This window comes from Neisseria sp. P0021.S007, from assembly GCF_051956855.1.
Genome location: NZ_JBQCXA010000008.1, coordinates 19,798 through 34,179, shown reverse-complemented (window position 1 = coordinate 34,179; position 14,382 = coordinate 19,798). Strand labels below are relative to the sequence as shown.

Genomic DNA, 14,382 nt, shown 5'->3' with positions numbered 1-14,382 from the left:
GGCCGTCTGAAAATTTTCAGACGGCCTCAAAATGCTAAAGGATTCTAAAATGAAGAAGATTACATTCAAACCTGTACTGACCGCCGTTGCCGCAGCTGTGGCTTTGTCGGCCTGTACCATGATGCCGAAATATGAGCAGCCTCAAGTTGCCGTTGCCGATACGTTTAAATACGACACTGTTGACGACGGTATCCGCGCCGCTGAATTGGGTTGGCAAGACTACTTTGCCGATCCGCGCCTGCACCGCTTGATCGACATCGCATTGGAACGCAATACCGATTTGCGTACAGCCGCGCTGAATGCGGAAATCTACCGCAAGCAATACATGATTGCGCGTAATAATTTGTTGCCAACCGTCAATGCCAGCGGTACAGGTTCGCGTCAAGGCAGTTTGAGTGGCGGCAGCGTTAGCAGCCAATACAGCGTGGGTTTGGGCGCAGCCTCTTATGAGCTTGACCTCTTCGGCCGTGTCCGCAGCACCAGCGAAGCCGCGTTGCAAGGTTATTTTAATGTGGCCGCAAACCGCGATGCCGCCCATCTGACCCTGATTTCTACCGTTGCCAAAGCCTACTTTAACGAACGCTACGCGGAAGAAACCATGGCATTGGCACAACGCGTATTACAAACCCGTGAAGCGACTTACAAGCTCTCGCAATTACGCCATAAGGCCGGCGTGATTTCCGCCGTTGATTTGCACCAACAGGAAGCGCTGATTGAATCGGCCAAAGCCGATTATGCATCCGCGGTGAAAAACCGCGAGCAAGCGCGCAATTCCTTGGCCATGCTGATTAATCAACCTCTGCCCGAAGATTTGCCTGCCGGCCTGTCTTTGAGCAAACAGTTCAAAATCACCAAACTGCCTGCCGGTTTGAGTTCGGACGTGTTGCTCAACCGCCCGGATATCCGCGCGGCCGAATACTCGCTCAAACAAGCCAATGCCAATATCGGCGCGGCACGTGCGGCCTTCTTCCCGCGCATCAGCCTGACCGGTTCTGTCGGTACAGCTTCCGGCGAGTTGAGTGGCCTGTTTAAGAGCGGCACGGGTGTTTGGGCGTTTGCACCGTCCATCACGCTGCCTATCTTTGACTGGGGTACCAACAAAGCCAATCTTGACGTAGCCAAACTGCGCCAACAGGCACAAATCGTTGCTTATGAAGCCGCTGTTCAATCCGCATTTAAAGACGTTTCCAATGCTTTGGTTGCGCGCGAACAGCTGGATAAAAGCTATGAAGCGTTGAGTAAACAAAGCCGTGCCTACAACGACAGCCTGCGCCTTATCAGCCTGCGCTACAAACATGGCGTATCCAGCGCATTGGATTTACTGGATGCCGAGCGCAGCAGTTATAGCGCGGATACTGCTCTTTTAGCCAATCAGCTGACCCGTCTGGAAAACCTTGCCGACTTGTATAAAGCACTTGGCGGCGGTTTGAAACGAGAAACCAAAGCTGCTGAATAAGTATTTTCCTTCTAAAATCAAAAGGCCGTCTGAAACATTTAGGTTTCAGACGGCCTTTTTGTTATGCGGCAATTCTAAGCTTTTAATTTTTCGCTTAAAGTGGCTGCATAGGCTGCGCGTTCGTTACGGCTGGCTTCGGGCTGGTGTGTGTTGAGCGAAGACCATTTGCGGTTGCTACGCGCTTTGTTGAGTTCGCTTGGCAATTTGGCCGCATTCCATGGCGCTTTGCGTTCTTTTAGCTCGATATGCGACTGAGCCGCATGGCCGCGCGTTTGCAAGACGTGCAACAAATCCAGTGCGCGTGCGGCGAGCAGGGTAAGGGTTTCCGGATCGGTATGCAGGGTTTGCCTGCCGTTGATTTTGTCGGTGATGTCTTGGGCATTGGGCAAAATGCCGCCCAACAGGCCGCCGATGGCCGTACCCAAACCAAGTGAGCCGCCAAGCGTGGCAATATCCAAGCCTAAGCCGATGAGTGCACCTGCGGTTGCGCCGGTACCGGTACGGATGCCGTAATGTTTGAGCAATTCGCTGTCAAACGGATCTTGTTTGAAGGCTTTGGGCATCCATGTGCTGTCGCTGCCGACTTCGTCGTGATAGAAGCGGTAAAGTGTGAACAGGCGTTGTTGCATTTGCCGCTCAAGTTGGCGGATTTCCGATTGCATGACTTCCAAAGTCGGGGCAGGGTCGTCGTTTTCGGCAATTTCTTGGGTAAATGCGGCGGCATCCAGCAGAAAATCGGCAATTTCACGGCGCGCTTCCGTATCCAGCAGTTGCCACTCGCGACGGCGCATATTGATGAGGCGGTCGAGGATGTCGCGCTTGGGTAACATGGTGGCAAGGTTGTCCCACAATCGGATTTCGCCTTCAAAGTCGAAGGCAACGGTATCGAAACCGGCGTAAACATGCAGGTTTCTGCGGGCGAGCATATTGGTCCAAGCGGTCAGGTCTTGATTTTGGGTGAAGTTGAACACGGGCATGATGGGCTTGGCGCACCAAGACAAAATAGTCAGCTCGTCTTTGTATTTGTCGAGGACGGGTTCCCGCGCATCGATGACGTACATGGCCATATCGCTTTGCATGACTTGGCGCAGAACTTTGGCCTCTTGGTTAAACTCGTGATGCGATTCATGGCTGTTGAGGAATTGCTGGATGCGCTCAATGCCGTCATCGCGTGCGGATGTATGGGTTTCCAGCCAGTCCAACACGCCGCCGGCATCTTCAAGGCCGGGTGTGTCGTAGAGATAAACCAGGCTGTCGTCGCCGTCGTTGATAAGGGCTTCTTCGACATGGCGCGTGGTGGAGGGCGCGTTTTTCACTTCGCCGAAGGTGCTGTCGCGCAAAAGCGTACGTAAGAGCGAGGTTTTGCCTGTGTTAGTATGGCCGACGACGGCAAGGGAAAGTGGGGTGGTCATGGTTGTGGGTTGGGTTGATATGGACTATGAATGTGTGAGTATGGAGCCGTTTATCTTTAGTGGCAATATATGTTTCAGACGGCCCTAAATTCTTTTTATATATGGGCGAAAATAGCAAGAAAAAGAGGGGAATAGTGGATTTGTTGTTTTTTAGCAAAATACTTGAAAATAGATGGGAAAACAGTTGACAGGAGGGTAGAAGGCTAGGATAATTCGCGCCGTTGAGTTGCTTGATGCAGCTTGATTTTTCTCCTCTATTTCTCCTTTGTAGACTTGGCGCATATCAAAACGGTATGCGCATTTTTTTATCTACATTGAAACATGATTACATTTAAGATCTGTTAATTGAATAATTAAGAAACTTTACAAGAAAAATACTTGCGCGGTTGAATATCTTGTTGCATAATTCGTTTCGTTAGCTGGTTCGAGTAGTCAGTTAATAGTTTCTCCTCTATTTCTCCTTTGTAGACTTGGCACACATTCTGTCGGATGTGTGCATTTTTTTTGCCTATTTAAAATAAAGGCCGTCTGAATGTTGTAATCTTTCAGACGGCCTTTGTTTGTTGAATAGAATTAGATGTCTAATACTACTTCTTCTTTGACTTCTTCCATGACAACATAGCTGCGGCTTTCGGAAGCAGCCGGCAGTTGCAGCAGGATATTGCCGAGCATATCGCGATAGGCGGACATATTGGGCAGGCGGACTTTGATAAGGTAGTCGTATTCGCCGGATACTAAGTGGCATTCCAGAATTTGCGGAATCTTCAGCACTTCGCGTTTGAAGTCTTCAAAAATATTGCCGGATTTGGAACGCAGTCTCAGCTCGACAAAGACCAAGAGGCTTTGGCCTAAAGCATGAGGATTCAGATGGGCGTGATAGCCGGTAATGAGGTTGTCGCGTTCCAAGCGGCGGACGCGTTCGGTTACTGGCGTAGTGGAGAGGCCGACTTTTTCAGCCAATTCAGTCATGGGGATACGTGCATTTTGTTGTAGGAGCTTGAGGATTTTTAAGTCGGTTTTGTCGAGTTCTTTCATGGCCTTGATGTCTGTCGTTTTCATTTGGATTGAATCATAACCTTAAAACAGGCTGAGAAGAAGCATAAATGCCTAAAGGTGCGCATGAGTTCTAAAATATGAATAGATTATTCTTGTGTATTTCATGGAATCCTGTGTAGTTTTTGACCTATAATATTTACTTCAAAGTAATAGGGCAGGCCGTCTGAAACGGAATGCCGATAAGAGGAATACATTATGCGTCCGCTCAATGCGCAAATCCGTTTGGATAATTTACGTCAAAATTATCGTTTTCTCAAAGAGTTGCATGGCAATAAATTGTTGGCCGTGATTAAGGCCGATGCTTACGGGCATGGTGCGGTCAGATGTGCACACGCGTTGGCGGATATTGCCGACGGCTTTGCGGTGGCAACGGTAGATGAAGGCGTGGAATTGCGTCAAAACGGCATTAAAAATCCGATTGTTTTGTTGGAAGGCGTGTTTGAGGCTGCGGAATATGCGGATGTTGACCGTTATGATTTGTGGCCGGCAATCGGTAGCCAATGGCAGTTGGAGGCGTTTGTGCATCATGAGTGGCAACGTCCGACGACCGTATGGCTGAAAATGGACTCGGGTATGCACCGTGCCGGTTTCTTTCCGCATAACTATGCCGCCGCCTATACTGCATTGAAACAATCCGAATCGGTTGAAAACATTGTGAAATTCAGCCATTTTGCCTGCGCGGACGAACCGGAAAACGGCATGACCGAAATGCAGCTTGAAGCGTTTGATTTGGCGTGTGAGGGTTTGGAAGGCGAAGAGAGCTTGGCGAATTCCGCCGCGATTTTGAACGTGCCTGAAGCGCGGCGCGATTGGGGACGTGCCGGTCTGGCCTTGTATGGTATTTCGCCTTTCGGCGGCGTGGATGAGCGTTTGAAACCTGTTATGCGCCTGACTTCCCGTGTTTTCGGCGAGCGCGTGTTGCAACCGCATTCTCCGATTGGCTACGGCGCAACGTTCTACACCAGCAAATCTATCCGTGTCGGTTTGATTGCCTGCGGCTATGCCGACGGTTATCCGCGTCGCGCTTCCACTAATTCCCCTGTGGCAGTGGATGGCAAACGCAGCCGTATTATCGGCAGGGTATCTATGGATATGATTACGGTTGAGCTGGAAGCATCGAAAGAGGGCTTGGGCGCGGAAGTCGAGCTTTGGGGCGATGTGATTAATATCAATGAAGTTTCCGAAGTTGCCGGTATGATTCCGTACGAAATTCTCTGCAATATCAAACGTGCGAAGTTTACTTATATCGAGTAAGCAGTAAAAGATGAGGCCGTCTGAAATGTGTTTTCAGACGGCCTTTTTATTAGCTGCAATTAAAACGATTCGTCAGCGCGTAGATAACGCCATTTGCCCGGCGGCAGTCTGCCGAGTTTGACTTTACCCATGCGGATGCGTTTCAAACCGACGACACGCAGGCCGACCAGTTCGCACATGCGGCGGATTTGGCGTTTTTTGCCTTGTCGCAAAATAAAGCGCAACTGGTCTTCGTTTTGCCATTCGACTTTGGCGGGGCGCAATTTTTCTCCGTCCAAACTCAAGCCGTGGTTGAGTAGGGCGAGGCCTTTATCGTCCAGTTTGCCACGGACGCGGACAAGGTATTCTTTTTCGCTGCTGCTGTTTTCACCAATCAGTTGTTTGGCAATGCGGCCGTCCTGAGTGAGTACTAACAATCCGACGGAGTCGATATCTAAGCGGCCGGCAGGGGCTAAGCCGAATTTGTGTTTTTCGCTGAAAGGGATACGGCTGTCATCGCCTTCCCAATGGTTTTCGGCGGTAATGAGTTCTGCGGCGGATTTATAGCCTTTTTCTGCCTGCGCGCTGACGTAGCCGACGGGTTTATTCAGAAGGATGGTTACGCGCGCTGCTTGTTTTTCATGGGCTTGTTTGTTGAGGTCGATGCGGTCGCGCTCGGTGACTTTTTGACCGAGTACGGCGGTTTGACCGTTGACTTTGACCCAGCCTTGCTCGATGTAACTGTCTGCCTCGCGGCGCGAGCATAAGCCCAATTGCGCCATGCGTTTGGAGAGGCGCATGGTTTCGGAATCGTTGTTTTGCATGGTATGGCAATATAGAGAAATGGGAATGTCGGATTATAGCATTGACTGTTTGTCAGGCCGTCTGAAAACTGAATTTTTGGGTTTTCAGACGGCCTTTCGTTTGTTATATGTTAAGGAATATTTAGTTTTGAAGTAAAAAATGAAGGGTATATTGTCTGTTTGTGTTAACCTTACGGACGAACTAATCATTTTGTTTTCAGTCGAATTTGGGTTGAAATGACATTTCACTCATGAAATCATGAAGACTATAATGACTGGTCTTTCTGAAGCGCATTAAGGCAGTTTGTCGCTAAAGCAAGCCTTGGTGCATCACGTTTTAAGGATAAATCAATGAAATCGCTCAAATCATTTTTGATCTGGGGCATTGTGGTTTTGGTAGGCTTGGCCTCCTTTACTACTTTAGCTCTCAGCCGTGGCGAGCAAGTCAGTGCGATTTGGATGGTTACGGCCGCCATTTCGGTATACTGCATTGCCTACCGTTTCTACAGTCTTTACATTGCCAACCGTGTGATGCAGCTTGATCCTAACCGTCTGACTCCGGCAGAACGCCACAATGACGGCTTGGACTATGTTCCCACACATAAAGGCGTACTGTTCGGCCACCACTTTGCCGCTATTGCCGGCGCAGGCCCTCTGGTTGGTCCTGTATTGGCAGCGCAAATGGGTTATCTGCCCGGTACTTTGTGGATTATCTTCGGCGTGGTATTTGCCGGTGCCGTACAGGATATGATGGTACTATTTGTTTCTATGCGCCGTGACGGTAAGTCTTTGGGCGATATCGTGAAACAAGAACTCGGTACCGTTCCCGGCGTGATTGCATCCATTGGTATTTTGATGATTATGGTCATCATTATGGCGGTGTTGGCGCTGATTGTTGTGAAAGCATTGGTTCACAGCCCTTGGGGTACGTTCACCATCGCAGCGACTATGCCGATTGCTCTGTTTATGGGTATTTACACCCGTTATATCCGTCCGGGCAAAATCGGCGAGATTTCCATCGTCGGCTTTATTTTGCTGATGTTGGCCGTGATTTACGGTGAAGATGTTGCCCACAGCTCCTTCGGTCACTGGTTCGACCTTGACGGCATTCAGCTGACTTGGGCGATTATGATTTACGGTTTCGTGGCTTCCGTATTGCCGGTTTGGCTCTTGCTGACTCCGCGCGACTATCTGTCTACCTTCCTGAAAATCGGTACGATTGCAGCTTTGGCTTTGGGTATCGTTATTGTTAACCCGACTCTGCAAATGCCTGCAGTTACCCACTTTATCGATGGTTCAGGCCCGGTATTCTCTGGTGCATTGTTCCCATTCTTGTTCATTACCATTGCTTGTGGTGCAGTTTCAGGCTTCCATGCGCTGATTTCTTCAGGTACCACTCCAAAAATGGTGGAAAACGAAACCCACGTCCGCATGATCGGTTACGGCGGCATGATTATGGAAAGCTTTGTGGCTATTATGGCGCTGGCTGCCGCCGCTTCGCTTGAGCCAGGCGTGTACTTTGCGATGAACAGCCCGGCCGCGCTGATTGGTACAGATGCCAACACAGCTGCCGAAGTCATCACCACTAAACTGAATTTCTCTGTTGATGCCGCAACCCTGTTGCACACTGCTAAAGAAGTGGGCGAAAACACCATTCTATCCCGCGCAGGCGGTGCACCAACCCTCGCAGTCGGTATGGCACACATCATGAGCCGTCTGATTCCGGGCGAAGCCATGATGGCGTTCTGGTATCACTTTGCCTTGCTGTTTGAAGCCTTGTTCATCCTGACCGCAGTTGACGCCGGTACACGCGTTGCCCGTTTCATGATTCAAGACTTGGGCAGTATCTTCTACAAACCATTCGGTAACACCGACTCAATCCCTGCCAACTTGGTTGCCACATTCTTTGCTGTGGCATTGTGGGGTTACTTCCTCTATACCGGCGTAACCGACCCTCTGGGCGGTATTAACTCGCTCTGGCCGTTGTTTGGTATCGCCAACCAAATGCTTGCAGGCGTAGCGTTGATTATGTGTACCGTCGTATTGGTGAAAATGAAACGCGACCGCTATGTTTGGGTAACTTTGGTTCCTGCTGTCGGCGTATTGTTCGTAACCTGCTATGCCGGTTTGCAAAAACTGTTCCACAGCGACCCGCGCGTCAGCTTCTTGGCTCACGCAGGCAAATACCGCGATGCCTTGGCTTCAGGCGAAGTCCTCGCTCCTGCTAAAGACATTGGCGAAATGTCACAAATCATCTTCAACGACCAAATCAATGCCGGTTTGACCGCTTTGTTCTTGGCAGTTGTCGTGATTGTCGCCGTGTACGGTTTCCGTACTGCCATGAAAGCCCGCAAAGTCGGTTGGCCAACTGCTAAAGAAATTCCAGCAGTGTACCGCGACGGTAAACAGCCGGAGACTCAAAGTGAAGCATAAGCTCGCATCTTGGTGGAAAACCATCAAGTTGACAGCGAACTTGATGGCCGGTGTCCCAGATTATGAAAACTACGTTGCCCGCCAGCGCAAACATAATCCCAACGCGCCGGTCATGACCGAGCTGCAATTCCAAGACTACTGCCGCAAACGCCGTTGCGGCGGCAACGGCGGACGCTGTTGTTAATGAAGGCATAAAAAGGCCGTCTGAAAATATTTTCAGACGGCCTTTCATTATGGAATATCAATAAAAATCAAAAACTTTGTCTTGTCATCAATATTTAATCGAACAACTTGCCAATATTTACTCTTCTTCGAGCAGGACCAGCGGACGCTGTATTTTTCTGAGTTCTTCCACCTCGTCCAACAGCCGCATAATCAGCCCCAATGCAGGAATGCCGGCCTCAAAATCACGGCTTAAGCGTTGTGCGCGACGGATGCGGGCAAGATGAAAACCACTGAAGGTGCTTTTTTCGGGCACTCCATCTATGCTGATGATGTCTTCTGCTATAAGTTCCAACAGCCAATCACGACGGCAGCGGCTGGCGGCAACGATTTCTTCAAAAGTAAGGGTAACATCGGAGGACTGAATCATAATTTATCCTTTCTCTTATGCTTGTTTCGCGGCAAAGTGTTTGGCCAATTTTTCCCATGCGGCACGGTCGGCTTCGCTCTCTACTGGCGGAACATTAATGCGGATATTGAGATAAAGGTCTCCGGCTTCTTTTGCAGGAATACCTTTGCCTTTGAGGCGGATGCTTTTACCGCTTTGGCTGTTGGCAGGCAGATTGACCTGCAAGCGGCCTGAAGCGGTAGGGACGATGATTTTGCCGCCCAATACGGCTTCCCAAGGTTTGACATCTATTGTTTGATATACGTCTTTCCTGTTTTTGACGTATAAATCAGGTTGGTCGTGGAACTTGATTTTTAAGTACAAGTCACCGTTTTCTCCACCGTTATATCCCGGCAAACCTTGACCGGCCAAACGGATTTGTTGGCCTTCTGCAATGCCTTTGGGGATTTTGACGTTGAGGGTTTTATTTTGATAAACCGCACGTCCGTATTCGTCTAGAGTCGGCACATTCAAAGTCATGCTACGTTCTGCGCCAACATACGCTGCGTAAATATCAATACTCAATTCAGCATGTTGATCCTCGCCTTTTATTGGGCCGCGGGGTTGCTCGGAACGAGTGTGGGATTGGCGGAATGATGAAAACAGATCTTCAAAATTGAAGTCTCCCGCTCCGAACGGTTCGCCTTCATGACGTTCATAGTGGAAGCCGCCACCGTTAAATCCATTGCCAAACGGATTGCCGCCTTGACCGAACGGATTGCCTCCGGCGCTGCGTCCGTAAGGATTAGCCAACATTTCATCGTATTCGGCCCGCTTTTCTTTATCGGAAAGCGTTTCGTAGGCACGGTTGATTTCTACCGTACGTTCGGCTGCGTCAGGTTCTTTGCTGACATCGGGGTGGTATTTGCGCACCAGTTTTCGGTAGGCTTTTTTGATTTCGGCCTCATCCGCATCTTTGGCAACGCCTAGTATTTCATAATAGTTTTTTTCTGCCATGTTATTCCTTTGACTGCTAATATACAAAATTCTTATAGTTTTAATAATTGAGGGTAGATATTCTAAAATCAAGGGCATTGGAAATAAAATTCTCTATTTCTGACAATGATTAATGGGTAATTTATTTCTTTGTTTTTAGAGAAATAGAAAATATAAAGGCCGTCTGAAATACGGTTTTTCAGACGGCCTTTATCAAATTGGGGTTTTATTTGTCTTGAGCATTTTTTTGTTCGCGAACCACCCATTGGGCAATATCTGAACCCAATACTTTAGAAGTGCGGTTCAAGACGGCGCAAGAGCTTTTATAAGCGCCAAACATGCCACCGGAAGAGTTGCGGGTAAAGGTTTTTTTATTAACTTGTTTGCCGTCAACATACAAAGTGGCTGAAACCGCCATCCCTTTGGCGTGACCGATAAAGGCATTGCCTGCACTCATGGCGGAAGTGATAGCGATATCTGCGTATGTGCCTTGTTTTTTACCGTCACGGACAACTGTTACATCGCTTTTGGCTGCAGTTTCTTGCAAAGATTTGGACATGATGCTGCCCACTTCTAAACACTCAGAAACAATACGGGTATCGATTTCTTCTTTATCGCGGTAAGGAATGCTTTCATCAATATGGACATCTGCGCTGGCAAATGCAGATGCAAACAAGAATGCGGTTGCAAGGATACTGCTAGGAGACATAGTAGGGTACCTGAAATGGAATGTTAAAAAGAGTTGTTATTGTATAACGGTATTTACACTCAATCAACATAAGTTAAATAGGAAAAGATTTTGTTGAAATAGCTGTTATAGCAAGATAATCAAAAGGCCGTCTGAAATACTGCTATTCAGACGGCCTTTTGATTGGGGCATTAATTTGTTCTAGTCAAATAAGGCAGGGGATCGACTGCTTTGCCGTTTAGACGAACTTCAAAATGAAGCTTGACGCTGTCTGTATCGCTGCTGCCCATGGTCGCGATAACTTGACCTGCTTGGACTTTTTGATCTTTTTGTACCAAAAGCGTGTCGTTGTGGGCATAGGCGGTAATGGTGTAGTCGTTGTGGCTGATTAAAATCAGCTTGCCGTAGCCGCGTACTTCTTCGCCAACGTAGATGACGGTACCGGCTGCGGCAGAACGGATTTGTTGGCCTTGCGTGCCTGCAATATCTATGCCTTTGCTGCTTGTGCCGTTGTAGCGTTGGATAATGGAGGATGAGGCGTTATCGGTCGGCCATTGCAAGCTTAACCGGTTGATTGGGGTAACGGCGGTTGCTTGGCGTTGCTGCGTAGCAGTATTGCGGGAGGCAACATGACGGCGGACTCGCAATACTTGACCGACTTCGATTTGTGAGGCGTTGGGAAGGTTATTCCATGCAACCAGTGTATTGACGTTTTGTCCGTAGCGTTTGGCAATTTGGGTCAGGGTATCGCCGGGGCGGACTTTGTAGTAGCCGTCAGGTACAGCTCGGTTGGAAGAGGTATTGTTGCCGGCGCAGGCTGCTAAGACGGCAATGGTGCTGATGAGGGCCAGACGTTTTAAGGCCGTCTGAAAGGTGGAAATAAAATTTGTATTCATGGGTTGTTTCAAAATGTATCGTTATGTTGTGTATGATAGATAGGAAGAGTGGAAAAAGGTTCACTCAAAAGGCATGGGATAAACTGCATAAAGGCAGCATATTAACATTGAAAATTTGTGGATATGGCGGTATATTTTTTTATCATTTTGATGATAAAGGATTTTTTTGATAAGGTAAAAGAAAGTGAAAGTTTTTTCAGACGGTATTGAATAAGGCAATAAAAATCCCCTGCCGAGATAGACGGACAGGGGATTTTTGTCTCATCGAACTTATTTGTTCAATTCGTTAGCCAGATACAGCCAAGTTTCAATCACGGTATCAGGGTTGAGCGATACGCTCTCGATACCTTCTTGAACCAGCCATTTGGCAAAGTCCGGATGGTCTGACGGGCCTTGACCGCAAATACCGACGTATTTGTTTTGTTTGCGGCAGGCAGAGATTGCCAAGTGCAACATCACTTTAACGGCAGGGTTGCGCTCGTCGAAGGAATCAGATACCAAACCGCTGTCACGGTCGAGGCCGAGGGTCAGCTGGGTCATGTCGTTAGAGCCGATGGAGAAACCGTCGAAGTATTGCAGGAATTGTTCTGCCAATACAGCGTTGCTTGGCAACTCGCACATCATGATCAGGCGCAGGCCGTTTTTGCCGCGTTCCAAACCGTTTTCTTTCAGGGCTTTGACAACAGCTTCGGCTTCACCCAAAGTGCGGACGAATGGAATCATGATTTCGACGTTGGTCAAACCCATTTCGTCACGGACGCGTTTCAAGGCTTTGCACTCGAGTGCGAAGCAGTCTTTGAAGCTGTCAGCAACATAACGCGCTGCACCACGGAAGCCCAACATTGGGTTTTCTTCGTGCGGTTCGTAGATGCTGCCACCTACCAAGTTAGCGTACTCGTTGGATTTGAAGTCAGACATACGGACGATGGTTTTGCGTGGATAAACCGAAGCAGCCAAAGTTGCCACACCTTCTGCGATTTTATCGACATAGAAGTCGACAGGAGAAGCGTAGCCAGCGATGCGGCGGGTAATTTCCGCTTTCAATTCGTCGTCTTGTTTGTCAAATTCCAACAAGGCTTTAGGATGGATACCGATTTGACGGTTGATGATGAATTCCATACGTGCCAAGCCGATGCCTTCGCTAGGCAGGTTGGCGAAGCTGAATGCCAATTCAGGGTTACCAACGTTCATCATCACTTTGACAGGGGCTTTAGGCATGTTGTCCAAAGCAACATCGGTAACTTGTACGTCCAGCAGGCCGGAGTAGATGAAGCCGGTATCGCCTTCGGCACAAGATACGGTAACTTCTTGGCCGTCTGAAAGCAGGTCGGTAGCATCGCCACAACCTACAACAGCCGGAATACCCAATTCACGCGCGATAATCGCTGCGTGGCAGGTACGGCCACCACGGTTGGTAACAATGGCAGAAGCACGTTTCATTACCGGTTCCCAATCCGGGTCGGTCATGTCGGTAACGAGTACGTCGCCTGCTTCAACGGAATCCATCTCTGAAGCATCTTTCACCAAGCGAACTTTACCTTGGCCAACTTTTTGACCGATAGCTCGGCCTTCGCACAAGACAACTTTTTCGCCGTTGATAGAGAAGCGGCGCAGGTTGCGGCTGCCGTCTTCTTGAGATTTTACAGTTTCAGGGCGTGCTTGCAGGATGTAGAGTTTGCCATCCAAACCATCGCGCCCCCATTCGATGTCCATTGGGCGGCCGTAGTGTTTTTCGATGGTCAGCGCGTAATGAGCCAACTCGGTTACTTCGGCGTCGGTAATGGAGAAGCGTTGACGGTCTTCTGCAGGTACATCAACGTTGGTTACAGATTTACCGGCTTCGGCTTTGTCGGTAAAAATCATTTTGATTTGTTTCGAACCCATGGTTTTGCGCAGGATAGCCGGTTTGCCTGCTTTCAAAGTAGGTTTGAATACATAGAATTCGTCAGGGTTTACCGCGCCTTGTACGACGTTTTCGCCCAGGCCGTAAGAAGAGGTAACGAAAACGACTTGGTCGTAACCGGATTCGGTATCGATGGTGAACATCACACCGGAGGCACCGCTGTCAGAGCGCACCATGCGTTGTACGCCGGCAGAAAGGGCAACGATGTCGTGTTCGAAGCCTTTGTGGACACGGTAAGAAATGGCACGGTCGTTGTACAGGGAAGCGAATACATGGTGCATCGCTTCTTTAACGTTATCCAAACCATTAATATTCAGGAAGGTTTCTTGTTGGCCGGCGAAAGAAGCGTCCGGCAAGTCTTCTGCTGTTGCAGAAGAACGTACGGCAACGGAGATGTCCGCACCGCCGGCATCGGCAACCATTTTGTTCCAAGCTGTTTCGATTTCAGCATCCAGTTGCTCAGGGAACGGGGTATCCAAAATCCATTGACGGATTTCTTTACCCACGCGTGCCAATTCAGCAACGTCTTCAACATCCAGTTGTTTCAGGGCTTCGGAAATACGCTCGCTCAGACCATTGTGAGCCAGGAAAGCACGATAAGCTTCGGCTGTGGTTGCAAAACCGCCGGGAACGCGCACGCCTTTTTCAGTCAGTTGGCTGATCATTTCGCCCAAAGAGGCATTTTTACCGCCCACTCGCTCAACGTCAGTCATACGCAGGTTTTCAAACCAAATAACGTAGTTTTCGGCCATTTGTGTGTCCAATCCAAAAAATGTTAAAAAAGAAACAAATCCGCCTGCTTATTGTAGCCATTCGTTTGATGGCTGTCATGTGTTTTATCTTTTTAAAAATCACAAATTCGTCTGTGATATTGTGCTTTTCAGGCGTGTAGCCTTCTGAAATGTGAATATCAGATTCATGTTTTTACGTGTTATCTTCTTGTTAAATATGGAAAA

12 protein-coding genes are annotated in these 14,382 nt (G+C 48.8%); 4 read left to right on the top strand and 8 right to left on the bottom strand.

From position 1 onward, the window contains the following. Positions 1 to 49 precede the first annotated feature (49 nt). Positions 50 to 1,456 (top strand): efflux transporter outer membrane subunit, encoded by a 1,407-nt coding sequence (locus ACTHUR_RS09735; protein ID WP_440361291.1) that lies wholly within the window; start codon positions 50 to 52, stop codon positions 1,454 to 1,456. A 74-nt stretch (positions 1,457 to 1,530) separates the two neighbouring features. Here ACTHUR_RS09735 and ACTHUR_RS09730 read toward each other — a convergent pair whose 3' ends face one another. Together ACTHUR_RS09730 and ACTHUR_RS09725 are read right to left on the bottom strand one after the other, a co-directional pair. Continuing rightward, the gene (locus tag ACTHUR_RS09730; protein ID WP_107849057.1) at positions 1,531 to 2,868 is read right to left on the bottom strand and encodes a GTPase/DUF3482 domain-containing protein; all 1,338 of its coding nucleotides are present in this window, start codon (positions 2,866 to 2,868) and stop codon (positions 1,531 to 1,533) included. A 573-nt stretch (positions 2,869 to 3,441) separates the two neighbouring features. Continuing rightward, a complete protein-coding gene (locus tag ACTHUR_RS09725; protein WP_440361293.1) occupies positions 3,442 to 3,903 on the bottom strand; it encodes a winged helix-turn-helix transcriptional regulator in 462 nt (153 codons plus the stop codon). 216 nt (positions 3,904 to 4,119) lie between these two features. Here ACTHUR_RS09725 and alr point away from each other — a divergent pair, with 216 nt between their 5' ends. Further along, positions 4,120 to 5,178 (top strand): alanine racemase, encoded by a 1,059-nt coding sequence (gene alr / locus ACTHUR_RS09720; RefSeq protein ID WP_049336198.1) that lies wholly within the window; start codon positions 4,120 to 4,122, stop codon positions 5,176 to 5,178. Positions 5,179 to 5,237: 59 nt separating this feature from the next. Here alr and ACTHUR_RS09715 read toward each other — a convergent pair whose 3' ends face one another. Further along, positions 5,238 to 5,981, bottom strand: coding sequence for a pseudouridine synthase (locus tag ACTHUR_RS09715; RefSeq protein ID WP_004520512.1), 744 nt, complete (start codon positions 5,979 to 5,981; stop codon positions 5,238 to 5,240). Between the two features lie 330 nt (positions 5,982 to 6,311). Here ACTHUR_RS09715 and ACTHUR_RS09710 point away from each other — a divergent pair, with 330 nt between their 5' ends. Both ACTHUR_RS09710 and ACTHUR_RS09705 read left to right on the top strand, forming a co-directional pair. Then, a complete protein-coding gene (locus tag ACTHUR_RS09710; RefSeq protein ID WP_049336196.1) occupies positions 6,312 to 8,393 on the top strand; it encodes a carbon starvation CstA family protein in 2,082 nt (693 codons plus the stop codon). Further along, on the top strand, positions 8,383 to 8,577 hold the full coding sequence (locus ACTHUR_RS09705) for a YbdD/YjiX family protein (protein WP_003747442.1): 195 nt from the start codon (positions 8,383 to 8,385) through the stop codon (positions 8,575 to 8,577). Before ACTHUR_RS09710 ends, ACTHUR_RS09705 begins: the two co-directional genes overlap by 11 nt. A 117-nt stretch (positions 8,578 to 8,694) precedes the next feature. On the opposite strand, the gene ACTHUR_RS09700 is transcribed toward ACTHUR_RS09705, so the two are convergent. From ACTHUR_RS09700 to ppsA, 5 genes are all read right to left on the bottom strand, one after another. After that, positions 8,695 to 8,985 carry a chaperone modulator CbpM gene (locus ACTHUR_RS09700; RefSeq protein WP_049336193.1) on the bottom strand — a complete coding sequence of 97 codons (291 nt, stop codon included), beginning with the start codon at positions 8,983 to 8,985 and terminating at the stop codon, positions 8,695 to 8,697. 15 nt (positions 8,986 to 9,000) lie between these two features. After that, complete coding sequence (locus tag ACTHUR_RS09695) at positions 9,001 to 9,960, bottom strand: DnaJ C-terminal domain-containing protein (RefSeq protein ID WP_440361292.1); 960 nt, start codon at positions 9,958 to 9,960, stop codon at positions 9,001 to 9,003. A 205-nt stretch (positions 9,961 to 10,165) separates the two neighbouring features. Continuing rightward, the gene (locus ACTHUR_RS09690) at positions 10,166 to 10,648 is read right to left on the bottom strand and encodes a hypothetical protein (RefSeq protein WP_049336190.1); all 483 of its coding nucleotides are present in this window, start codon (positions 10,646 to 10,648) and stop codon (positions 10,166 to 10,168) included. Positions 10,649 to 10,818: 170 nt separating this feature from the next. Next, positions 10,819 to 11,523, bottom strand: a complete 705-nt coding sequence (locus tag ACTHUR_RS09685; RefSeq protein WP_049332073.1) for a peptidoglycan DD-metalloendopeptidase family protein — start codon at positions 11,521 to 11,523, stop codon at positions 10,819 to 10,821. Positions 11,524 to 11,793: 270 nt separating this feature from the next. Beyond that, the gene (ppsA, locus tag ACTHUR_RS09680) at positions 11,794 to 14,178 is read right to left on the bottom strand and encodes a phosphoenolpyruvate synthase (protein ID WP_004520518.1); all 2,385 of its coding nucleotides are present in this window, start codon (positions 14,176 to 14,178) and stop codon (positions 11,794 to 11,796) included. Positions 14,179 to 14,382 lie beyond the last annotated feature (204 nt).

Excerpts from the sequence above, each read along its gene's own strand:
- ACTHUR_RS09735 (WP_440361291.1), top strand. The coding sequence starts at position 50 with ATGAAGAAGATTACATTCAAACCTGTACTGACCGCCGTTGCCGCAGCT.
- ACTHUR_RS09730 (WP_107849057.1), bottom strand. The coding sequence starts at position 2,868 with ATGACCACCCCACTTTCCCTTGCCGTCGTCGGCCATACTAACACAGGC.
- ACTHUR_RS09725 (WP_440361293.1), bottom strand. The coding sequence starts at position 3,903 with ATGAAAGAACTCGACAAAACCGACTTAAAAATCCTCAAGCTCCTACAA.
- alr (WP_049336198.1), top strand. The coding sequence starts at position 4,120 with ATGCGTCCGCTCAATGCGCAAATCCGTTTGGATAATTTACGTCAAAAT.
- ACTHUR_RS09715 (WP_004520512.1), bottom strand. The coding sequence starts at position 5,981 with ATGCAAAACAACGATTCCGAAACCATGCGCCTCTCCAAACGCATGGCG.
- ACTHUR_RS09710 (WP_049336196.1), top strand. The coding sequence starts at position 6,312 with ATGAAATCGCTCAAATCATTTTTGATCTGGGGCATTGTGGTTTTGGTA.
- ACTHUR_RS09700 (WP_049336193.1), bottom strand. The coding sequence starts at position 8,985 with ATGATTCAGTCCTCCGATGTTACCCTTACTTTTGAAGAAATCGTTGCC.
- ACTHUR_RS09695 (WP_440361292.1), bottom strand. The coding sequence starts at position 9,960 with ATGGCAGAAAAAAACTATTATGAAATACTAGGCGTTGCCAAAGATGCG.
- ACTHUR_RS09690 (WP_049336190.1), bottom strand. The coding sequence starts at position 10,648 with ATGTCTCCTAGCAGTATCCTTGCAACCGCATTCTTGTTTGCATCTGCA.
- ACTHUR_RS09685 (WP_049332073.1), bottom strand. The coding sequence starts at position 11,523 with ATGAATACAAATTTTATTTCCACCTTTCAGACGGCCTTAAAACGTCTG.
- ppsA (WP_004520518.1), bottom strand. The coding sequence starts at position 14,178 with ATGGCCGAAAACTACGTTATTTGGTTTGAAAACCTGCGTATGACTGAC.